Source organism: Novosphingobium sp. SG720 (assembly GCF_012275365.1).
GTDB lineage: Bacteria > Pseudomonadota > Alphaproteobacteria > Sphingomonadales > Sphingomonadaceae > Novosphingobium > Novosphingobium rhizosphaerae.
This window is the reverse complement of the sequence record NZ_JAAZQN010000006.1, coordinates 42,747-65,123: the sequence shown is the minus strand read 5'-3', so window position 1 is coordinate 65,123 and position 22,377 is coordinate 42,747. Positions and strand designations below refer to the sequence as shown.

Sequence of the window (22,377 nt, the reverse complement as noted above, 5' to 3'; positions counted from 1 at the left end):
TGTTCCTTGGAAGGCAGGATTTCATGGTCCCCCCCCATTCGCTCGTGCAGCGCGTCGGCGCGCGCGCACTGGCCGTTCCGGCCATTGCCTGGCCACTGCTGGCGCTTGCCCAACCGGCCGGTGCCCCGCCGCCCGGCCCACCGCCGGCCATGCCCAAGATGGCCGATACGCACTACCAGAGCGCCATCGCCGTGCGCGAGGGTGTCTTGGTGCAGGGCCAAGCCGGGCCACGGCTCGACGCCAGCGGTTCCACCGGGCTTTCACTCCATCTGACGCGTGATGGCTACAACGGCGTGATCGTCAGCGGCGGCCGCAGCGCTTTTACGCTGCGCCGTGCGCAGATAGACCTCAAGGGCCAGGGCAAGAACGATTTCCTCGCCATCGGTGCCGGTGTCCTGGTGCGCGAAAACGCGGCTGTGGTGATCGACCATGCCACGATCCGCACGGCGGGCGCGGTGGCATCGGCGCTGGCCGTGGCCGAAGGCGCGACGCTGCGGGTCTATGACTCGGTCCTGGTGGCCGCGGGAGGGCCGCTGCCGTCAGGCTATGTCCGCCACATCGGGCCCGGGATGATGGAGCCGCCGCCACCCTTGGGCCTCGATGGCACGGCGCGCACCGTGCTGGCGATGAGCAACGCGCGCGCATATTTCTACCGCACGACGATCGAGGCGGATGGCTGGGGCGCGCTGTCGACCGATGCCGCGGGCGATCACCTCTATGTCGAAGCAAACGACTGCGTGCTGCGGGTCAAACGCCGAGGCTATGCCGCCTATGCCGATTTCGGCGCCCATGTGGTGCTGAACCGCACCAGGGTGGAAAGCGGCGCAGAAGCCGGAATCATCGCCGGCGCCGCGCAGATCGACATGAATGGCGTGACCGGTACGGCTGGCCGCAACGGGGTGATGATCCATTCGGTGATGGGCAATCCGCAGGAAGTGGCGGTGCTCAACCTGACAGGCACGACGCTGGCCAGCGCTGGCCCGGCAATTCTGGTCAAGAGCGCCAACGCCACGATCACCGTTGCCGGGGGCAGCTTGCGCAGCGCGAGCGGCCAATTGCTGGACATGCGCAAGAACGATGATGCCAATGCTACCCGGACGGACGGCGCCAGAGTGCCCGGCGTGCGGCTTGTCCTGCGCCAGACCACGCAGGCTGGATCGGTCAGCAACAGCGATCCCGACCGCACGCTGACTCTGTCGCTCCAGGGCGCACGGCTGGAAGGTGCGCTCAATCATGTGGTGTTTGCAGCCGATGCCGCCAGCCATTGGCGGGCCAGCGCCGCGTCCACCGTCACGCTGGCATCGCCGGCGGCCGTGGCGGCGATCGATGCACCCGGCTCGGTCACCGTCACGGCCATCAGCGCCGATCCCGCGCTCGCGGCCGGCCCTCGCCCGCTGCCTTCGGGCGGCACGCTCATCGTCGTGCGCCCGTAAAACTCTCGCTTCCAGCCCATAGGAAACCATCCATGCACCGTTATGCAAAGATCCCTTCGCTGCTCGGCGCTTCCCTGCTGGCCTTGGCCGGCGGAACCGCTCTTGCCGAAACCGCGCCGGCTATCGTGGCTGCCTCCATCACCACCAGCGATCTTGTAATCGCGCCGCAGTCCGTCCCGGCGGCGCCGGCGGGCAAGCTGCTGACCCTGACAGTCGATGGCGTGGAAATGCCGCTTGCGCCCGGCCATTACACCGGCAACGTGGCGCTGACCGTGACCGACGACATCCCGGTCGATTACCACAAGGTCATGCTGCACCACTTCCGCGCCGCAGCCTATGTCGAGAACGGCGTGCTGGTGCCGGCCAAGTCTGTCACCGCGGCGCTTTCGCCACAGGCGACGGCCAGCGATGGCGTGCTGGCCAATGCCGCGATCACCTCGCACGGGGAACGTTTCAACGGCATTGTCGTGGCCGGCACGGGTGCCTATCGCATCGACCATCCGGTCATCGAATTCACCGGCAACGGCGGCAACGATTTTGCCGGATATGGCGCAGGGATCGTGGCCACCGACGATGCCGATGTGACCATCGACCGCCCGATCATCCGCACCACCGGCGCCATCCGCACGGCAGTGTTCGTGGGCGGCAATGCCACTGTCCATGTCAACGACGCCGAGATCGAGGTGCGCAACGGCACGCTGCCACCCGACTACAAGTTCACCGTCGACATGGGCAAGATGATGGAAGTGCCCTGGATGCTGGGGCTTTTCGGCAATGTCCGCGCCACCAACCTGGTGGGCAACGGCACGGTCTTTTACAACCGTTCGCACATCCGCGCCCAGGGATGGGGGGCCGTCTCCACCGACGACAGCGTGCGCGTGCGGATGTACATCAACGACAGCCTGATCGAGACGGTGGACAGCGGCTATGGCTGCTATTCGATCGGCGACAGCATCGACACGTTCGCGCATTCGATCGTGCGCGCGGCCGATGTCGGCTGCATCATGGCCGCGCAGGGCAGCGTGACGTTTACCGACGGAACGCTGGTGGAAAGCGGTCGCTTTGGCGTGATGATGCATTCCGGCGAGGGTGGCGGCAGCCTGCGGATCGACAAGGGCAGCCATCTGCGCGCGCGGGAAACCGCGATCGAGGTCAAGGGTATCGGCACCACGGTGCTGGTGGACGGTGCCACGGTCCAGGCCGGCAATGGCGTAATCCTGCAATCGATGGATAACGACGATCCGTTCATGAAGGCGATCATGCGCGGCGAAATTCCCGCCGGCATGGCCGCGCCGCCGCCCGGCGTTGCCGAGGCCGACAAGAAGGGGCCTGCACCCAGCCCCGATGTGGTGGCCACGTTTCGCAACACGAGCCTGGCGGGCAACTTCTTCAACGCGCGGTCCAGGAACAGTGCGATGATCCTGCACTTTGCAAACGCCAGGCTTGCCGGGCAGATCGCGACATCCACCACTGCCCCGGCGCTGGGCAAGGAACCCACGGCCGTGACCTATCGGGAAATCGGCCGGGTGACGAACACGGCGGGCTTCGTTGCGGGCAGCGCGGGCGTGGAGGTCTTCCTCGATGCCACTTCCCGCTGGACCGTGACGGGGCCATCGTACTTGCGCGCGCTGACACTCGCGCCGGGCGCGCGACTGGAATCCACGCGCGGCAAGGCGGTCATGCAGATCGATGGCAAGACCGTGCCGATCCGGCCAGGCACCTATCGGGGTGCGATCATCGTGAATTGACCCGTTCGCAGGCTGCATTCCTTCCCGGACGGCCTGCATACCTCGATGCCTGGGGTCTGTGAGCAAGCGCAGACACCAGGCATCTTCTTTACGCCGCAGGGGTCAGAAGTTGCGACGCAGGCTGATTTTCCATTCGCGGGGCAGGGCGGGCTGGCCCACCACGATCCCGATCGGGTAACGGATCTTGTTCAGGTAATAGAACTTGTTGAACATGTTGGTGACCGAGACGGCCAATTGCCAGTCGTGCGCGGCATCCTCGAACATGATCCGGGCATTGGCGAGCGCATAGCCATCCACCTTGCCGAGCGGGTTGTTGTCGATGTTTGAGAAAAACGAGGACTGGTAGTTGATGTCGAAGCGCGGGGTAAGGGTACCGGCCTGGCCCAGGGCAAAGGCATATTGCACGCCGCCGCCGAACTTCCATTCGGGAGCATAGGGTGCCCTGTTGTCGAGCGTGATGCCGCGAATGGTCGCGCCCGTGGCGCCAATCCGCGTCAACTGGAAGCCCAGCCAACTGCCCGAGGCATCGATCGAAAGGCCGGCAATCGGGTGCAGGGTCAATTCCGCTTCCACGCCCTTCATCGTCGCGTCGCCCGCGTTGACCGGGGTGGCATTGGTCACGCTGTTGGCCGTGGGTGACACGTTGGTGAAGACGATGTCCTTGTACTTGTTAAGGAACAGCGACAGGTTGAGGCGCACCGCGCGGTCGAGGAAATCGGTCTTGGCACCCACTTCCCAGGCCGTGAGGGTTTCCGGGTTGAAGGCCACGGCCTGTTCGGCGGCGAACGGCCGGGGGTTGACCCCGCCACCCTTGTAGCCGGTGGAGAACTGGGCATAGGTCATCACGTTGCGCGACCAGCGATAGTCGATATTGGCGCGATAGTCCCAGCGCGTGGCGGCAAACTTGCCGGTGACGCCGTTGATTGCCCCGGCCACGGTGTAGGCCGGCTGGCTCACGTCATAGGGGTTGAGGCGACCATAGGTGTAGGTCTTCTTGTCGTCGGTATAGCGGATGCCGCCGGTCAGCGTCAGCGCGTCGGTCAGCTTGTAGGCGGCATGGGCAAAGCCAGAGACGCTGCGTGCCGGGATGCGGTCACGCGTCACGTAGAAATTCTGCGTGGCGGTGCCGGGGGCGATGAACGTCACGCCGCCAAAGCGGCTGGTGGCCTTGTAATAGAAGCCGCCGACGGTCCATTCCAGCTTGTCGGCCAGCGACGAACCACTCAACCGCGCTTCCTGGGTGAATTGCTCGTGATCGTAGATGTAGTTGGCCGAATTGGTCGAATAGGGCGTAAGGTCGAGGTCCGAACCATAGCTACCCTTGTAGCGCTGATAGGCAGAAATCAGCTTGAGCGCGAGGCCCGTGCCGAACTTGTAGTCGATCGTGCCATAGACTTCGCGGCCCGAAACCTTGCTCACCGGCGGTATGTACGTGGCGCCGTGGCTGCCGGTGGCATCGGTGAAGGGCAGGTTCAGGTACGTCGCATAGTTGGTGTAGGAATGGGCGCCCGTGATGAACTGCGACGGATCGGTGCCCGCCGGCATCGAAGCGGTGGTGGTGAGCGAAAGCAGCTTGCTCGCGCCGATTTCGGAATGGTCCTCGGTGGCCATGCCGACCAGGTTTACTTCCAGCTTGTCGCTTGCCAGCCAGCGCAGGGCCACGCGTCCGGCCTGCATGTTCTGGCCGCCTTCGGTGCCAAGCTTGCAATCAGCGCCTGTGGTGGCCGCCGGCACGCCGCTCGACGGGTTGAGGCAACCGTAGTCGAGGCGGGTGAGGTAGCCGTCACGCGTCTTCGACACGCCCGAAACGCGCACGAACAGGCTGTCGGGCACAAGCGCAAAGTCGGCGCTGCCTTTCAGTTCGATGCGGTTGAATGCACCATAGCCGGCCTCGACATAGCCATGCCCGCTGCCCGTCGGCTTGGCCGAGTACAGCTTGACCGCACCACCGATCGAGTTCTTGCCCGCCAGCGTGCCCTGCGGACCGCGCAGGATTTCCACGCGATCGAGGTCGAGCAGATCGAAGATCGAGCCGAGCAGGGTGCCGTGGAACACGTCGTCCACGTACATGCCCACGCCCGGTTCGAAGGCGAAGCTGCTGTCATATTGGCCGATGCCACGGATATAGACCTGCGCCGCAGGGCCGAACGCCGAGCCGCCGGGGCGAATGTTCACGTTGGGGGCAGCGGCGGCCACATCGACCACGGTGCCAAGGCTGCGGTTCTGGATCGCGGCGGCATCGACGGCGGTGATCGCCAGCGGCGTATCCTGCAAGCGCTGCGATCGAAACTGCGCGGTCACGATGATCTCGCCATTGGGAAGCGTGCCGTTGGCAACTTCGCCAGCGGTCTGCGCCTGGGGCGCGGCTTCCGGGGTTTCCTGCGCCAGGGCAGGCGCGGCCAGCGAAAGGCCGGCGACCACCGCCAGGCTGGCACCGGTCAGCGAGCGCAGGCAGCGGGCACGGGTTTGCGTCATGGGCAACATGGTCTCTGTTCTCCCCCAAATATCTTGTCTGGATCGGCGGCAGGCCGCGCGCCGCGCATCTGGCGTGGACGCAAGCCTCCGTTGGCACCTGGGCAGTGCCGAAAAAACGAACGGGCGGTGTAGGGCGGAATGCACGAAGGCCGGCGCGGTGCGCCCGGGGACATGCGGTGCGGTCAGGCTAGTGGCAGGTCATGCACAAAGATCCCCTCTGCATCGCTCTCGTGGCGAATTCGTTGGGGCTCTTTTGGTTTACATAGCAACCTATGTCAAGCGGTCTGTCACGCCGTTGGCGTCTCGCCCCGCTCTACCGCCAGCGGATCGATGGCGTTGGCCAGTTCCATGTTGCTGGCCATGCGGGCCAGGTAGCCGAGCACGATGGTCTTCTCGTTGGGCGAAAAGCCATCGAGCAGAAGGGCTTCGCGAGCGAGCGAAACCGCCACGATCCGGTCGTGCAGGGCATAGCCTTCATCGGTCAGGGTGATCGGCCGCGACCGTGGAGAATCGCCCACCGTGACCAGCCCACGCCCTTCCAGAAGCTGCATCGAGCGACTGGTGATCGACTTGTTCATCACCAGAATCTCTGAAATTTCGGCCGCTGTCAGCGGTCCGCTGTGCGCCACCACCGTGATGATTCGCGCCTCGTTGATGCCGATCCCGAAGTGCTTGAGATAGATGCGCGACTGGCCGCGCTCCATCCCGTTGGCCAGGACCACCAGATAGTGCGGCACATAGAGATGGCGGTCGATGACCTTTCGCGAGCTGGGGCGCGAAACCGGCGACGGGGAAGGCTGGCTCTTGGTGTTCATTCGCTTCTTGTGCGGGTTTCGTGGCGCATGCGCAAGGCTGCGACGCGCAACCCGGATTGACAGCAATAGGTTGCTATGTAAACTAACGGGCAAAAGAGGATGCCCAGCCCGAACCCCGACGCCCACCGGTGTTGATCGCCAATGGCGGGGCATCTTTGCGCACATCTTCCATCTTGCCCAGGATTCCCATGACCGACGCTTCCCGTGCGGCATTGCGTGTGCCCGCCCTCGATTTCGATCTCTTCTCCGCCGAGGTGATGGCCCGTCCCGACCATTACGACACGCTGGTACGCGAGACCGCCCCGGCGGTCTTCCTCGAACGCCACGGCGTGTGGGCCGTGGGGCGCCATGCCGATGTCCACGCGGTGTTCTCCGACTGGGAAAGCTATTCCTCGGCTTCCGGCACGGGCTTCACCAATATCCGCAAGCAGGGCAACTGGCGCCAGCCCAGCCTGATCCTGGAAAACGACCCGCCCGAACATGGCAAGTATCGCCGCCTGCTCAATCGCATCCTGTCGCCCGCCGTGCTACGCCGCCTGCGCGAGGATTTCGCCGCCACGGCCGAGCACATCGTCGAAGCCGCGCTGGAAAAGGGCACGGTCGATCTCATGGCAGACCTTGCCGAAGCCTTTCCTTTTGCCGCGCTGCCCGATGCCGTGGGCTTTCGCAAAGAGGATCGCCGCAACCTGCTGATCTATTCCGAACTCAATTTCAACGCCATGGGCGAGAAGAACGCGCTTTATCGCGCGGCTCTCGAACGCGCGACGCCGATACTCGACTGGGTGGTGGCGAACTGCCGGCGCGAAGCGGTAGCGCCCGATAGCCTGGGCGCCGCGATCTTTGCCGCGGCAGACGCGGGCGAAATCACGGAGGATGAAGCCGGCCTGTTGGTGCGCATCTTCATCTCGGCCGGCATGGACACCACGATCAATGGCATCGGCTTTGCGCTGGAAGCATTGGCCCAACGGCCCACCGACTGGGCTCGGGTCCATGCCGATCCTGGCCTGGCCCGCGCGGCCTTCGACGAAGGCCTGCGCTATCGCGCGCCTAGTCCCTATATCGGCCGCACCACGACGCGCGCGGTCGAGATCGGCGGTGTGCCGATCGGCGCGGAGGAAAAGGTCATCCTGTTCATCGCTGCTGCCAATCGCGATCCACGCCAGTGGGCCGATCCGCACCGCTTCGATCTCGATCGCAAGACATCGGGCCACCTCGCGTTCGGCTTTGGCATCCACGCCTGCGTCGGGCAGATGATGGCGCGCATGGAAGCCGATATCCTGATCTCCACCCTCGCCCGCAAGGTCGCGCGGCTGAGCGTGGCGGGCGAGCCTGAATACCAGCGCATCAATTGGCTGCGCGGCCTCGCCAGCCTGCCTGTCACGCTGGAGCGCGCCTGATGCGTCGCTCCGCTGTGCCAGGCCTTGGCGCCGATGGCTATCCCGTGCCCTGGCGGGCCTGGCTGGTCATCGCGGTGCTGCTGCTCGCCTATACGGTGGCGTTCGTCGATCGCCAGATATTGAGCCTGATGGTGCAGCCGATCCGCGCCGACCTGGGCCTTTCCGACACTGCCGTCAGCTTGCTTCACGGTTTTGCCTTCGCCATCTTCTACACCTTCCTGGGCATGGCGCTGGGCCGCTGGGCCGATCGCGGTAGCCGCAAGGCACTGATGGTGGGCGGGATGGTGCTGTGGTGCCTGGCGACCGTTGCCTGCGGTTTCGCCACCAGCTTTGGCACGCTGTTCGCCGCGCGCATTCTGGTGGGCGTGGGCGAGGCGACGCTTTCGCCCGCGGCCTATTCGCTGATTTCCGATACGTTTGCCCCCGCCCGGCGTGGCCGCGCGATGAGCACCTATACCATGGGGATCTTCGTCGGTTCGGGCGTGGCACTGATCCTGGGCGGCATGGCGGTCACGGCCACGGCCAATCAGGCGGCGGTCGTGCTGCCCGTGGTCGGGTCGGTCCGCGCCTGGCAAGCGGCCTTCATGATCGTGGGCCTGCCCGGCCTGCTGGTGGCCGGGCTCATGCTAGCGTTGCGCGAACCGGCCCGCCAGGAACGGGGGGCGGCCAAGGATATGCCGGGCATGGCGGAGACTTTCGCCTTTTTCCGTGCTCGCGCGGGGACGCTGCTGGCGATCGTCATCGGCTTCGGGGTCAACGCGATCATCAGCTATGGCCTGTCGGCGTGGGTGCCCTCGCTGTTCATCCGCGTCCACCACTGGAGCGCGGGGGAAGTGGCCTTTGCCTATGGCGTGATCCTGCTGACGGCGGGCTGCGCGGGCATTCTCGCCGGCGGCTGGCTGGCAGATCGCTGGACCGCGGCGGGCCATGCCGACGGTGCCTTGCGCGCGTCGCTGGTGGGCATGGCGGCGGTGATCCCTGTCGTTCCTTTCATCGGCCTGGCGCCTACGCCGGCGCTCGCGCTGGCGGCGCTGGCTTGGACCAGCTTCTTCCTCGGCGTGCCGACCGGGATCGCCCCGGCGGCGCTCCACGCGATCACCCCCAATGAATTCCGGGGGCAGGTCACCGCGCTCTATCTCTTTGCCATCAACCTCATCGGGCTGGGCTTTGGCCCCACTCTCGTGGCGCTCGCCACCGACCATCTGTTCGGATCCGACCTTGCGGTGGGCCATGCCCTGGCGCTCGTCACCGCGCTGGCGGCGTTCGTCGCATTTGCTCTGATCGCGTGGGTTCGGCGCGGCTATGGTGCCGCGGTCACCGCCATGCGCGCGACGCCCGCACTCTGAAAGGATTTGTCATGAAGAAGCTGATCAACGATCCCGCGTGCGTCGTCGAAGAGATGGTGGAAGGGCTGGTTCTGGCTGACAGCCGCCTGGTGCGCCTGCCCGACGAGACCGTGGTGCTGCGCGCCGACCATGCCGCACTGCGCGGGCGTGGCCAGGTGGCGATCATCTCGGGCGGCGGGTCGGGCCACGAGCCGGCCCATGCCGGCTATGTCGGGCCAGGCATGCTCACGGCCGCCGTCGCGGGGCCGGTTTTCACCTCGCCCAGCGTCGACGCCGTGCTCAAGGCGATCCTTGCCGTGGGCGGCCCGGCCGGCGTGCTGCTGATCGTCAAGAACTACACCGGCGACAAGCTCAACTTCGGTCTCGCTGCGGAGATCGCGCGCAGCCACGGGGTGCCGGTGGCCGTGGTGCTGGTGGGTGACGACGTGGCGTTGGGGGACAGCAACGCCGCTGTTGGGCGACGCGGCATCGCCGGCACGATCCTGGTTCACAAGATCGCCGGCGCTGCCGCCGAGGCGGGGTTGTCGCTCGACCAGGTGCATGCCGAGGCGCAAGCCGCCGCTGACAACCTCGCCTCGATGGGCCTCGGGCTTTCGGCCTGCATCGTGCCGGCCGCCGGGCATCCCGGGTTCGAACTGGGTGACGACGAAGTGGAGTTCGGCCTTGGTATCCACGGCGAAAGCGGCGTGCGCCGTGCCAAGATCGGTGCTGCCGACGCCATGCTCGAAGACCTGGTGGAGCGCATTTTGCGTTATGGCGGGTTCGTTGCGGGTGATGAAGTGGCGCTGATGGTCAACGGCCTGGGCGGCACCCCCGCGCTGGAACTGGCAATTGCCACGCGCTTTGCACTCCAACGGCTGACCGGGGCTGGGCTGGTGGTTCGTGCGGTCCAGGCCGGCACGTTCCTCAGTGCGCTGGAAATGGCGGGCTGCTCGCTGTCGGTCATGCGGCTCGACGCGTTGCGCGCGCAACGCCTGCTGGCAGCGACGCAGGCGCCGGCCTGGAATGCGCCCACGATTCCCGCCACGCAGGTTGCCCTGGCCGATCCCGTGACCCTTGCCGAAGAAGACGCGGTGACCGGTCCGGCCTGGGCCAATGCGGCGCAGGCAGCGGGCCTCGCCGCTGCGATCCGTGCCGTGATCGCGCTGCTGCGCGAGGCCGAGCCCGAACTGACGCGGCTTGACAGTGCGGTGGGCGACGGCGACCTGGGCATCAGCCTGGCGCGTGGCGCCGATAGTCTCGACGCCGCCTTTGCCACGCTTGATTGCGCCCATCCCGCCCGCGCCTTGGCGCAAGTCTCCGCCCTGCTGCGCCGCTCGCTGGGCGGAACGTCAGGGCCGCTTTATGCCATGGCCGTGCTGCGCGCGGCCCGCGCGCTGGAACAGGAAGCCGATCCCGCCGATCCGGCTGCATGGGCGCGGGCGCTCGACGCGGGTTGCCAGGGCATGATGGCGCTCGGCGGCGCTGCCCCCGGAGATCGTACCATGCTCGACGCTCTGGTTCCCGCCACGGCGGCGCTGGCGCAGTCAGATGGGATCTGGACCCAGCGCGTGGCAGCGATGCATGCCGCTGCCCAGGCCGGGGCGGACGCAACAAGGGCCATGATCCCACGCAAGGGGCGATCCAGCTATATCGGGGACCGCGCCGCCGGCCATCCCGATCCCGGTGCTGTCGGTGTTGCCTTGTGGATGGGCGCGATCAACGATTGGGCGCAAGCCGAAGCGTCAAGGAAGGGCTGATCGCGGCGCCATCAAGGCAATCGCAACGCGCAGACTGCCAATCGGGTCCGTTCGCTTCTCGACGCCGAGTGGATGGCGCTAGCCGGTCAGCGCTGCACCCCAAATATGGGTTCGGTTGGCCCTGCCCGAAGGAGGATCAATCCACCCGCGTCAGGATCGCCCTTGCTTGTTTGAGGTGGGGGCGGTCGATCATGCGGCCGTCCAGTTGGACCACGCCCAGCGTGGGATCGGCTTCGAACAGCGCGACGATGCGGCGGGCATTGGCCACTTCGGCCGGGGTGGGGGTGAAGGCCTGGTTGATCACCGGCACTTGCGCGGGGTGCAGCGCCATCATGCCGGTGAACCCGTCGCGCCGCCCGCGGGCGGCGTAGGCAGCAAGGCCGGCCATGTCCGACAAGGCGGGATAGACCGTTTCGATCGCCGCAACGCCGGCCTTGTGCGCGGCAAACAGGGTGAGGCTGCGCACCAGTTCATAAGGTGGCGTATAGCGGCCATCGTCCTCGCGCGCGGTGGCAGCGCCGATGGCGGCGGGCAGGTCTTCCGCACCCCAGGTGAGGCCGCAGAGCGCGGCGCGCACATCGCCATAGCTGCCCAGTTCGAACACGGCGGCCGGCGTTTCGGTGGCGATGGGCAGGATCGGCACGGCTTGCGGCCCCATCATGGCCAGCAAAGTGCCCACGGTTTCAGCCCCTTCGGCCTTGGGCAGCACGATGGCATCGGGCCGGCCGGGCAGCACGGCGGCAAGATCGGCGGCGGCGAGATCGCCATCGACCGGGTTGATCCGCACGAAGACGGGGCAGGGCCGCTGGGTTGCCAGATAGTCTGCCACGGCGGCGCGGGCCGTTTCCTTGGCGGCAAGGGCAACCGAATCCTCAAGATCGAGAATGATCGCGTCTGCCCCGCTGGCGGCCGCCTTGGCAAAGCGATCGGGCCGGTCGCCCGGAACGAACAGGAGCGAGCGCAGCTTCATGCCGGGCTGCCCGCGATCAGCGCGCTGCGCCTGCATTTGCAAACCACCTGGCCGCGCTGGTTGATCAGCTCGTGCGCGAACGTGACGATGCCGGCGCCGGGGCGCGAGCGTGAGGGGCGCAGTTCCACCACTTCGCTGGTGGCGTGGAGCGTATCGCCGATAAACACCGGGCTGGGCATGGTGACGGCATCATAGCCCAGATTGGCCACCAGCGTGCCCAGCGTGGTTTCCCCCACCGAAAGGCCGACCATCAGCGCGAATGTATAAGTGCCGTTGACCAGGATCTGGCCAAATTCGCTGGCGCGCGCGGCTTCGGCATCGAGGTGCAGCGGCTGGGGATTGTGCGTCATGCACGAGAACAGCAGGTTGTCGGTCTCGGTCACGGTGCGGCGGATCGGGTGTTCGATCCGGTCGCCCACGTGCCAGGCATCGAAGAAACGTCCGCTCATGCCGTCAGTCTTCCTTTTGCACGATGCGCGCGAGCAGGGCATCCACCTGCACTTGCGCGCCGGCCTGCGTTTCCAGCGCCGCCACCACGCCATCGAACGGGGCCAGCAGGGTGTGTTCCATCTTCATCGCTTCCAGCGTCAAGAGCTTTTGCCCCTTGGCGACCACTTCCCCCTGCGCCACCGATACGGCGATGACGCGGCCGGGCATGGGCGCCAGAATGGCGCCGTCGCCCGCGCTGGCGGCATCGCTGGCCGTGTGGTGCCAGGGTTCGAGCAGCCAGGTCTGACCGCCTTCGCACACCAGGCTGGACTGTGCCGGGCCACTGGCCGGACGATCGAGCGCCACGTCTATCGCCGCGCCATCGAGCAGGAAGCGCGCGGTGCGCCGGGGCGGGCTGTTCAGGCGCAGGCCCGGCGCCAGGCTCGGTGCCACCAGCCGCGCGGCGGCGCGGGCGAGCGCGGCGGGCGAGGGGGCAACCGCCTGTGCCATCATCACGCCATCGCGGCCGATCACGCCGGTATCGACCGTGCCGGCCACGAATTGCGGATGGGCCAGCGCGCGGGTGAGGAACGCGGCATTGGTGCGCACCGGCCACACGGCGGTCTGGTCCAGCATCGCGGAGAGGCGGCGGCGCGCGTCATCGCGGGTGGGGCCGTGGGCGATGACCTTGGCGATCATCGGATCGTAGAACGGGGTGATCGTGTCTCCCTGCGTCACGCCGGTATCGATGCGGCCGCCTTCACCCATGCCGAAATGCAGATGGTCCAGCCGTCCGATCGAAGGGAGAAAGCCCTTGGCCGGGTCTTCGGCATAGAGGCGCGCTTCCATTGCCCAGCCCTGGATCGACAGGTCTTGCTGGGTGCGCGGCAGCGGCTCTCCGCTCGCCACGCGGATCTGCCACTCGACCAGATCGACGCCGGTGATCGCCTCGGTCACCGGGTGTTCCACCTGGAGCCGGGTGTTCATTTCCATGAACCAGATGCGGTCGGCGCGCAGCCCTTCCGAGCCATCGGCGATGAATTCCACCGTGCCCGCGCCCTGATAGCCCACCGCTTGCGCCGCGCGCACGGCGGCCTGGCAGACGGCGGCGCGGGTCGCTTCGTCCATGCCGGGGGCGGGAGCTTCCTCGATCACCTTTTGATGGCGGCGCTGCAGCGAGCAATCGCGCTCGAACAGGTGGACGACATTCCCGTGCGCGTCGCCGAACACCTGCACTTCGATATGGCGGGGCGAAAGGATATACTTCTCGATCAGCACATGGGCATTGCCGAACGCGGCCGCAGCCTCACGCTGGCACGAGGCGAGCGCATCGGCAAAGTCTGCCGCCTGCTCCACCAGCCGCATGCCCTTGCCGCCGCCACCGGCCACGGCCTTGATCAGCACGGGATAGCCGACTTTGGCGGCTTCCTGCGCCAGCCAATCGGCATCCTGGTTTTCACCCAGATAGCCCGGCGTGGTGGGCACGCCCGCCTGCTGCATCAGCGCCTTGGCCGCGTCTTTCAGGCCCATGGCGGAAATCGCCGAGGGCGGCGGGCCGATCCACACCAGCCCGGCATCGATCACCGCCTGGGCAAACTCAGCGTTTTCCGACAGGAAACCATAGCCGGGGTGGACGGCCTGCGCGCCGGTTTCCAGTGCGGCGGCGATGATCCGCTCTCCCACCAGATAGGATTCGCGCGGCGGCGCGGCGCCGATGGCCACGGCCTGGTCGGCTTGTGCCACGTGCATGGCTTGCGCGTCGGCTTCGGAATAGACGGCCACGGTGCGCAGGCCCAGGCGCTTGGCCGTGCGGATGATCCGGCAGGCGATTTCGCCGCGATTGGCGATGAGGATGGATTCAAGCATCGGCATCACATCCTGAACACGCCGAACGACGCACGCTCGGCAATCGGGGCCTGGAGGCAGGCTTCCAGCGCAAGGCCGACGACATCGCGGGTCTGCACCGGATCGATCACGCCATCGTCCCACAGGCGGGCGGTGGCGTAATAGGGATTGCCTTCATCCTCGTATTTCTGGCGGATCGGCGCCTTGAAGGCTTCTGCTTCCTCGCTCGTCCAGGTGGCGGCATCGCGGTGCACGGTGGCTAGCACGCTGGCCGCCTGTTCCCCGCCCATCACCGAAATGCGCGCATTGGGCCAGGTGAACAGGAAGCGCGGGGAATAGGCGCGCCCGCACATGCCATAGTTGCCCGCGCCGAAACTGCCGCCGATCAGCACGGTGATCTTGGGCACTTGCGCGGTGGCCACGGCCGTCACCAGCTTGGCCCCGTGCTTGGCGATCCCTTCGGCCTCATACTTGCCGCCGACCATGAAGCCCGAGATGTTCTGCAGGAACAGCAGCGGAATGCGGCGCTGGCAGGCGAGTTCGATGAAATGCGCGCCCTTTTGCGCGGATTGCGAGAACAGCACGCCGTTGTTGGCCAGGATCGCCACCGGCATTCCGTGGATATGGGCAAAGCCGCAGACCAGCGTGGTGCCGAACAAGGCCTTGAATTCGTGGAATTCGCTGCCATCCACGATCCGCGCGATCACTTCGCGCACATCGTAGGGCGCGCGCACGTCTTGCGGGATCACGCTATAGAGGTCTTGCGGATCGTGAAGCGGCGGGCGGCTTTCGCGCCGCTCCACCCCGGCATCGCCGGGCGCGCCCAGGTGCGAGACGATGTCGCGCACGATGGACAGGGCGTGTTCGTCGTTTTCGACCAGGTGATCGACCACGCCCGATTGGCGCGCGTGGAGATCGCCGCCGCCCAGGTCTTCGGCGGAGATTTCCTCGCCCGTGGCGGCCTTGACCAGCGGCGGACCGGCGAGGAAGATCGTGCCTTGCTCTTTCACGATCACCGTCTCGTCGCTCATCGCCGGAACATAGGCGCCGCCGGCGGTGCACGAACCCATCACGGCGGCGATCTGGGCGATGCCCGCGCCGCTCATCCGCGCCTGGTTGAAGAAGAAGCGGCCGAAGTGATCGCGATCGGGGAAAACCTCTGCCTGGTTGGGCAGGTTGGCGCCGCCCGAATCCACCAGATAGAGGCAGGGCAGGCGATTTTCCTGCGCGATTTCCTGGGCGCGCAGATGCTTCTTCACCGTCATCGGGAAATAGGTGCCGCCCTTGACGGTCGCATCGTTGGCAAAGACCATGCATTGCTGACCCGAAACCCGGCCCACCCCGGCGATGATCCCCGCGCCGGGCACCTCATCGTTGTAGAGGCCGTTGGCGGCCAGTTGGCCAATTTCCAGGAATGGCGATCCGGGATCGAGCAGGCGCTCCACCCGCTCGCGCGGCAAGAGCTTGCCCCGCGCGGTGTGGCGGGCGCGGGCGCGTTCGTCGCCACCCAGCGCGGCCTTGGCCACGCGGGCGTGCAGCTCTTCTGCCAGCGCACGGTTGTGCGCGGCGCGGGCCTTGGCTTCGGGGCTGGCCGGATCGAGCGCGGTGGGCAGGACTGGCGCGCTCATCCCTTGATGCCGATCAGTTCGCGGCCGATCAGCATGCGGCGGATTTCGTTGGTACCCGCGCCGATGTCGAGCAGCTTGGCATCGCGCAGATAGCGTTCCACCGGCCAATCCTTGGTATAGCCGGCGCCGCCCAGCGCCTGGATCGCCTCGCCCGCCACGCGGAACGCGCTTTCGCTGGCCAGCAGGATGGCGCCCGCCGCATCGAACCGGGTGGTCTGCCCCGCGTCGCAGGCGCGCGCCACGGTATAGACATAGGCGCGCGCCGATTGCAGCGACACGTACATGTCCGCCACTTTGGCCTGCATCAGCTGGAACGTGCCGATCGGCTTGCCGAATTGCTGGCGCTCGCGGACATAGGGGATCACGGTATCGAGACAGGCCTGCATAATGCCGATCTGCATACCCGCAAGCACCACGCGCTCGTAATCCAGCCCGCTCATCAGCACGCCCACGCCACCGTTGACCGGGCCCATCACGTTTTCGGACGGCACGAAGCAATCCTCGAACACCAGTTCGCAAGTCGGGCTGCCGCGCAGGCCCATCTTGTCGATCTTCTGCCCGATGGAAAAGCCCGCCATGCCGCGCTCGATCAGGAAGGCGGTGATGCCCTTTGGCCCGGCATCCGGCGCGGTCTTGGCATAGACCACCAGGGTATCGGCATAAGTGCCGTTGGTGATCCAGAACTTGGTGCCGTTGAGGCGCCAGCCGCCCTCTACTGCATCGGCACGCAGCTTCATCGCCACCACATCGGACCCGGCGCCAACTTCGGACATGGCCAGGCTGCCTAGATGCTCGCCCGAAACCAGCTTGGGCAGGTACTTGGCCTTTTGTTCGGCATTGCCCCAGCGGTGGATCTGGTTGACGCACAAGTTGGAATGCGCGCCATAAGACAGGCCAACCGCGCCCGAGGCCCGGCTCACTTCCTCCACCGCGATGACATGGTGGAGATAGCCCAGGCCAAGTCCGCCGAACTCCTCTGCCACGGTCACCCCGTGCAGGCCCAGCGCGCCCATCGGCTGCCACAATTCGCGCGGGAAGCGATCTTCGGCATCGATCGCAGCGGCGAGCGGGGCAATCTGTTCATCGGCAAAGCGGCCTGCAGCCTCGCGGATCATCAGGGCGTTTTCATCGAGGCCGAAATCGAGATCGGGTGTGGCACGCATGGCAATGTTCTCCTCTTCCCACCCGCATCATACCGCGCCTTGCATCAAGCAGAAAATTGATTTTCACAGCGGATTTCCATAGAAAACACCTATGTTGAAGCGGAACCACCTGCGCCAGTTCCTGGCCATAGTCGAAACCGGCGGGATCACCGCGGCGGCGCGGCGCCTGAACCTTTCCCAGCCGACGCTTTCGGCCGGCCTGGCCGAGCTGGAGCGGCTGGTGGGCGCGCCGCTGCTGATGCGCGATCGCAAGCAGATCCGGCTGACCGCAGCGGGCACGCGGCTCTTGGCCCATGCCCGCACGATCGAGCGCGAGTTCCGCCTGGCGGAAATGCCGGCAGACGGCCTGGCGCCGATGGCGGCGCCGCTGCGGCTGGGGGTGCTGTCCTCCTTGCCGGCGCAAGTGCTGGTCACTCTGGCGCGCGACGTGCAGGCGGTGCGGCCGCTGGTGCTGGTGGAGGGAAGCGATGCCGATCTGCGCCGCCGGCTGGGGGAGGGGCAGCTCGATGCGATCCTCACGCTGTTGCACGGGCCGGGGCCGCAGGGCGGGGCAGGCGAAGGCGCCGTGGTGGAGGAAGGCTATGCGATGCTGCTGCCGCGCGACCATCCCCTGGCCGGGCGGGGTATGTTGAGCGCGCTCGACCTGGCGGCCGAGGTCATGGTGGCACGGCGCAGTTGCGAGATTCTGGCCGAAACCAGCCGGTTCTTCACCGCCCAAGGCGTGCGCCCGCATTTTCTGCTGCGCAGCGCCAACGAAGAACGCTGCCTGGCGCTGGTGAGGGCCGGCCTGGCGGTGACGACCGGGCCAGTCTGCCTGGCGGGTGAGGCGGCGAATGGTGGCATCGTGGCGGTGCCATTGGCCGGCTATGACTTCCGCCGCCGCCTGGGCCTGATCGGCGGAGGGCAGGCACTGGACCTGGCGCTGGTGGCCAGTTGGGCGCGCCTGGCCCAGGGTTGGAATGCCACAGGATCAGGGGCACGGGAATAGCGGCGCAGCCCCGGTCGGGGGCTGGCGATTCACCCGATCGGGGATTGCCGCGCGCGCCGCGGTCTTGCGATGTTTGGCCGGCCCTTGCGCATCGCTGCCTGCCCCCCTCTTTCGATCGGAACGTGCCATGACAGACACTCCTGCTTTGCCCACCATTGTCCTTGTCCACGGCGCCTGGGCCGATGGATCGAGCTGGCAGCGCGTGATCCCCTTGCTGCTGGCGGAAGGGCTCGCGGTGGTTGCCGTGCCAAATCCCACCACCTCCCTTGCCGATGACGTGGCGGCCACCGCCCGCGCGCTGGCCGCGATCGAGGGGCCGGTCGTGCTCGTCGGGCACAGCTGGGGTGGGGCGGTGATCACCCAGGCTGGCAACGATCCCAAGGTCAAGGCGCTCGTCTATGTCGCCGCCTTTGCGCCCAAGGCCGGCGAAACCGTGGGGGAGCAAGTGGGACGCTATGAAGCGCCGCCCGCGCTGGGCAAGATCATCAATGACGGCGCCGGTTTCCTGACGCTGAGCGAAGCGGGCTGGATCGAGGACGTGGCGCAGGACCTGCCCGAGGCAGAGGCGCGCGTGCTGTGTGTGGTGCAGCCCCCCTTGGCGGCCAGCACCTTTGCCGACAAGGTGGACCAGGCCGCGTGGGAAACGCGCCCCTGCTGGTATATCGTTTCGGCGCAGGATCGCATCGTGAGCGTGGCGCTGGAGCGCGAACTGGCCGTCGCGATGGGCGCGCAAACCACCGAGTTGGATGCCGGGCATCTCAGCCTGCTGTCGCAACCCGCGGCCGTGGCCGGCGTGATCCTGGAGGCTGCGGCGGCCTGCGCGGCCGCTCCGACAGACTGAACCAAAGGACCCTGTTGTCACCATCGGCTTCGTGAGAGGATCGCCGCGATCCGGATCGCGGCCCCGATCGCAACGACTTGTGGCCGAGCAATGGAGAAGACGATGAACGCGGTGACGACGAAGTGCCCGATGGGTGGTGGTGCAGCCAAGACGCGGCCCCTCTTGGGGCGCACCAACAAGGACTGGTGGCCCGAAGCGCTGCCACTGGCGATCCTGGCCCAGCATGGTCAGTCCGCCAGCCCCTATCCACAAGGGCTCGACTATCGTGCCGCGTTCCGCACGCTCGATTACGCGGGCGTCAAGGCCGATCTGCACGTCCTGATGACCGACAGCCAACCGTGGTGGCCGGCCGACTATGGCCACTATGGCCCGTTCTTCATCCGCATGGCCTGGCATTCGGCCGGCAGCTATCGCAGTGGCGACGGGCGCGGCGGTTCGTCATCGGGATCGCAGCGGTTCGCCCCGCTCAATTCCTGGCCGGACAACGGCAATCTCGACAAGGCGCGCCGCCTGCTCTGGCCGATCAAGCGCAAGTATGGCGCAGCGCTCAGCTGGGCTGACCTGTTCATCATGGCCGGCAACGTCGCGATCGAATCGATGGGCGGCCCGATCTTCGGCTTTGGCGGCGGGCGCGAGGATATTCACGAGCCGTCGCTCGACGTGTTCTGGGGCAGCGAAACGACCTGGGTGGGCGATCCGGAAAACCCGACGCGCATCGACGAGGCGGCCGGGCGCGCGTTGGAAGGGCCGCTGGCCGCGATCCAGATGGGGCTGATCTATGTGAACCCCGAAGGGCCCGGCAGCGTGCCCGATCCGGTTGGTTCGGCGCGCGACATCCGCGAAACCTTTGCCCGCATGGGCATGGACGATGCCGAGACCGTGGCGCTGACCGCCGGCGGCCACACGTTTGGCAAGGCCCACGGCGGCGGCGATGCATCGCTCGTCGGCCTGGCGCCCGAAGGGGCGGACATTGCCCAGATGGGCCTGGGCTGGATTTCCACCCATGGCAGCGGCATGGGCGACGACACGATCACATCGGGCATCGAAGGCGCATGGACGCCCACCCCCACGCAGTGGGACATGACCTACTTCGACATGCTGCTGGACCATGAATACGAACTGGTGCGCAGCCCGGCCGGCGCGCACCAGTGGCAGCCAGTGGGCAATCCGGAAGAAACGCTGGCACCCAAGGCGCACACGCCGGGCGTGAAAGTGCCCACGATGATGACCACGGCCGACATGGCGCTCAAAGTCGATCCCGCCTATCGCGCCGTGCTGGAACGCTTTCGCGCCGATCCGGCCCTGTTTGCCGACAGTTTCGCCCGCGCCTGGTTCAAGCTGACCCACCGCGACATGGGGCCCAAGGCTCGCTATCTTGGGCCTGATGTGCCGCATGAAGACCTGATCTGGCAGGATCCGATCCCGGCGCGCGACTACCCCTTGATCGACGCGGCCGACATTGCCGCGCTCAAGGCCGACATTGCCGCCGCGGGCCTGTCGGTGGCCGAGCTGGTCGGCACGGCCTGGGCGTCGGCTTCGACCTATCGCGGGTCGGACCGGCGCGGCGGGGCCAACGGCGCGCGCATCGCGCTGGCGCCCCAACGCGGCTGGGCAGTGAACGAGCCGGCGCGGCTCGAACGCGTGCTGGCTGCGTACGAAGGCATCAAGGCGCGTTTCGATGCCGGCCGCGGCGATGGGCGCAAAGTCTCGCTGGCCGACCTGATCGTGCTGGGCGGCGGCGTCGGCATCGAACTGGCGGCCAAGGCGGCCGGTCGCACGGTGGACGTGCCGTTCGTGCCTGGCCGCACCGACGCCGCGCAGGACCAGACCGACGCGGATAGCTTTGCCTATCTGGAGCCACGGGCCGATGGCTTCCGCAACTATCTGGAACAGCCGATGGCGGTCAGCGCGGAAGAACTGCTGATCGACCGTGCGCAATTGCTGGGCCTGGGCGCGGCGGAAATGACGGTCCTCGTTGCCGGGCTGCGCGTGCTGGGGGCCAACCACGGCGGATCGCCCCACGGCGTGCTGACCGAGCGGCCGGGCCAGTTGACCAACGATTTCGTGGTCAACCTGCTGGATATGAACACCGCATGGGCAGCGGGGGAAGAGGCCGGCACATTCGTGGGCACCGATCGCGCCAGCGGGGAACGGCGCTGGACGGCCACCCGTGTGGACCTGGTGTTCGGGGCCAATGCCCAGCTGCGCGGGCTGTGCGAGGTCTATGCCGGGCTGGACGCGCAAGACAAGTTCGTGGCCGATTTCATCGCCACCTGGACCAAAGTGATGAACGCCGACCGCTTCGACTTGCTGGTCTAGGCGGCGTGGCGATTTAGCCCATGGGGCTGCGAACGGCCGCTTTTCGCGTTTCTTGTGCCCGCGTACTAAAATTGCGCTGCGCTCCGGGTCGCGACAATCAACCGTTCTCACGCTCCCTGACCTAAATCTCCGCACACCGGGGCCGCTCGGTTCCGTCAGGCGGGATGATCTGGCGGCGGCGCCAGAGAGTCCCGCTCGACCAGGTGAAAATCGAGCATGAGCTGGCGGTCGCCGGTTTCGCCCCGATCAAGCAGCAGGCTGGCTGCGGCATAGCCCATTTCCTCGATCGGCTGGTAGATCGTGGTCAGGTAGGGCCAGACCGACTTGGCAACCCAGCTATCGTCGAATCCGCACAGCGAGATGTCGTGCGGCACGCGCAAGCCGGCGCGCGCGCAGGCCACCATCACCCCGGCCGCCGAATCGTCGTTGGTGGCAAAGATCGCGCTTGGGCGTGGTTCGTGGGCAAGCAGCGCCGTACCCGCCGCAATGCCGCCTTCGAAGGCAAAGCTGCCATTGGCCTCCGCCACGGGCAGCGTGGCACCCAGTTCCTTGAGCGCATTGAGAAAGCCGGTGCGCCGCCGCTCGCCCGCGCGATGCAGGGGCGGGCCGGTGACCACGCCCAGCTGGCGATGGCCCAGCGCCCACAAGCGGCGTGCGACAAGGGCGCCGGCGGCGCTGTCGTCGATCGCCACGCACGCCGAACGGCCCAGTTCGCTGTTGGGGGCGATGCGGGCATAGCGGATGCCGCGCCGCTCCAGAAAGGCCAGAACCTGGATGTTGTCGGTCAGCGGCGGGGTGAGGATGAAGCCGTCGCAGCGGCTGTTGCGCACGATCGCGTCAAGCTGCGCTTCCACCTGGGCATGGGGGCGATCCGAATCAATGCTGTCGATGCGCAGGTGATATTGCTGCTCCATGCACGCGCGGTAGACGCCTGACTGGATCTTGATCGTGTAGTTCGGGCTGGGGTTGTCGAACAGCAGGCCTACGATGAATGTGCGCGATCCGGCCAGCGAGCGGGCCGCGGCATCGGGCACGAAGGCCAGCGTGGTGATGGCCGCCTCCACTTTCGCGCGCAACGCGTCGGACACGTGGGGTTCGCGATTAACCACGCGGGACACGCTTTTGAGGGACACCCCGGCAAGGCGGGCAACATCCTCCATCGTGGCGCGCGGCGCGGGTGCGGCCGCTGCTGGCGGTTGCACTTGGTCCCGTTCGGGTTGCCGGCTGTCTGCGAACGGTCG

General features: G+C 66.9%; 16 protein-coding genes. 8 read left to right on the top strand and 8 right to left on the bottom strand.

Features of this window, described 5'->3' with window-relative positions; all coding sequences use genetic code 11:
- The first annotated feature begins 23 nt into the window (after positions 1-23).
- Positions 24-1,433 (top strand): hypothetical protein, encoded by a 1,410-nt coding sequence (locus tag FHW94_RS18735; protein ID WP_168557365.1) that lies wholly within the window; start codon positions 24-26, stop codon positions 1,431-1,433.
- Positions 1,434-1,465: 32 nt separating this feature from the next.
- Positions 1,466-3,181, top strand: coding sequence for a hypothetical protein (locus tag FHW94_RS18730; protein ID WP_168557364.1), 1,716 nt, complete (start codon positions 1,466-1,468; stop codon positions 3,179-3,181).
- Between the two features lie 102 nt (positions 3,182-3,283).
- Here the strand turns inward: FHW94_RS18730 and FHW94_RS18725 are convergent, their stop codons facing one another.
- Positions 3,284-5,656 (bottom strand): TonB-dependent receptor, encoded by a 2,373-nt coding sequence (locus tag FHW94_RS18725; protein ID WP_168557363.1) that lies wholly within the window; start codon positions 5,654-5,656, stop codon positions 3,284-3,286.
- A gap of 287 nt (positions 5,657-5,943) precedes the next feature.
- A complete protein-coding gene (locus FHW94_RS18720) occupies positions 5,944-6,471 on the bottom strand; it encodes a MarR family transcriptional regulator (protein WP_168557362.1) in 528 nt (175 codons plus the stop codon).
- Positions 6,472-6,659: 188 nt separating this feature from the next.
- Here FHW94_RS18720 and FHW94_RS18715 point away from each other — a divergent pair, with 188 nt between their 5' ends.
- From FHW94_RS18715 to dhaL, 3 genes are read left to right on the top strand one after another with little or no spacing between them, the layout of a single operon-like run.
- Complete coding sequence (locus FHW94_RS18715) at positions 6,660-7,868, top strand: cytochrome P450 (RefSeq protein ID WP_168557361.1); 1,209 nt, start codon at positions 6,660-6,662, stop codon at positions 7,866-7,868.
- Complete coding sequence (locus tag FHW94_RS18710; RefSeq protein WP_168557360.1) at positions 7,868-9,214, top strand: MFS transporter; 1,347 nt, start codon at positions 7,868-7,870, stop codon at positions 9,212-9,214. The genes FHW94_RS18715 and FHW94_RS18710 overlap by 1 nt, the downstream gene beginning before the upstream one ends.
- Before the next feature lie 11 nt (positions 9,215-9,225).
- A complete protein-coding gene (dhaL, locus tag FHW94_RS18705; RefSeq protein ID WP_168557359.1) occupies positions 9,226-10,953 on the top strand; it encodes a dihydroxyacetone kinase subunit DhaL in 1,728 nt (575 codons plus the stop codon).
- 136 nt (positions 10,954-11,089) lie between these two features.
- On the opposite strand, the gene FHW94_RS18700 is transcribed toward dhaL, so the two are convergent.
- From FHW94_RS18700 to FHW94_RS18680, 5 genes are read right to left on the bottom strand one after another with little or no spacing between them, the layout of a single operon-like run.
- Entirely contained in the window at positions 11,090-11,923 is an 834-nt protein-coding gene (locus tag FHW94_RS18700; RefSeq protein WP_168557358.1) for a CoA ester lyase, read from the bottom strand.
- Complete coding sequence (locus FHW94_RS18695; RefSeq protein ID WP_168557357.1) at positions 11,920-12,372, bottom strand: MaoC family dehydratase; 453 nt, start codon at positions 12,370-12,372, stop codon at positions 11,920-11,922. The genes FHW94_RS18700 and FHW94_RS18695 overlap by 4 nt, the downstream gene beginning before the upstream one ends.
- Before the next feature lie 4 nt (positions 12,373-12,376).
- A complete protein-coding gene (locus tag FHW94_RS18690) occupies positions 12,377-14,218 on the bottom strand; it encodes an acetyl/propionyl/methylcrotonyl-CoA carboxylase subunit alpha (RefSeq protein WP_168557356.1) in 1,842 nt (613 codons plus the stop codon).
- 5 nt (positions 14,219-14,223) lie between these two features.
- Positions 14,224-15,825, bottom strand: coding sequence for a carboxyl transferase domain-containing protein (locus FHW94_RS18685; protein ID WP_168557355.1), 1,602 nt, complete (start codon positions 15,823-15,825; stop codon positions 14,224-14,226).
- Entirely contained in the window at positions 15,822-16,988 is a 1,167-nt protein-coding gene (locus tag FHW94_RS18680) for an isovaleryl-CoA dehydrogenase (RefSeq protein ID WP_168557354.1), read from the bottom strand. Before FHW94_RS18680 ends, FHW94_RS18685 begins: the two co-directional genes overlap by 4 nt.
- Before the next feature lie 91 nt (positions 16,989-17,079).
- Between FHW94_RS18680 and FHW94_RS18675 the strand changes: the two genes are divergently transcribed.
- The 3 genes from FHW94_RS18675 (at position 17,080) to katG (ending at position 21,136) form a co-directional block, all read left to right on the top strand.
- Complete coding sequence (locus FHW94_RS18675; protein ID WP_168557353.1) at positions 17,080-17,976, top strand: LysR family transcriptional regulator; 897 nt, start codon at positions 17,080-17,082, stop codon at positions 17,974-17,976.
- 127 nt (positions 17,977-18,103) lie between these two features.
- A complete protein-coding gene (locus FHW94_RS18670; protein WP_210425754.1) occupies positions 18,104-18,817 on the top strand; it encodes an alpha/beta hydrolase in 714 nt (237 codons plus the stop codon).
- 102 nt (positions 18,818-18,919) lie between these two features.
- A complete protein-coding gene (gene katG / locus FHW94_RS18665; protein ID WP_168557351.1) occupies positions 18,920-21,136 on the top strand; it encodes a catalase/peroxidase HPI in 2,217 nt (738 codons plus the stop codon).
- A gap of 155 nt (positions 21,137-21,291) precedes the next feature.
- Here katG and FHW94_RS18660 read toward each other — a convergent pair whose 3' ends face one another.
- The gene (locus FHW94_RS18660) at positions 21,292-22,338 is read right to left on the bottom strand and encodes a LacI family DNA-binding transcriptional regulator (protein WP_168557350.1); all 1,047 of its coding nucleotides are present in this window, start codon (positions 22,336-22,338) and stop codon (positions 21,292-21,294) included.
- Between the last annotated feature and the right edge of the window lie 39 nt (positions 22,339-22,377).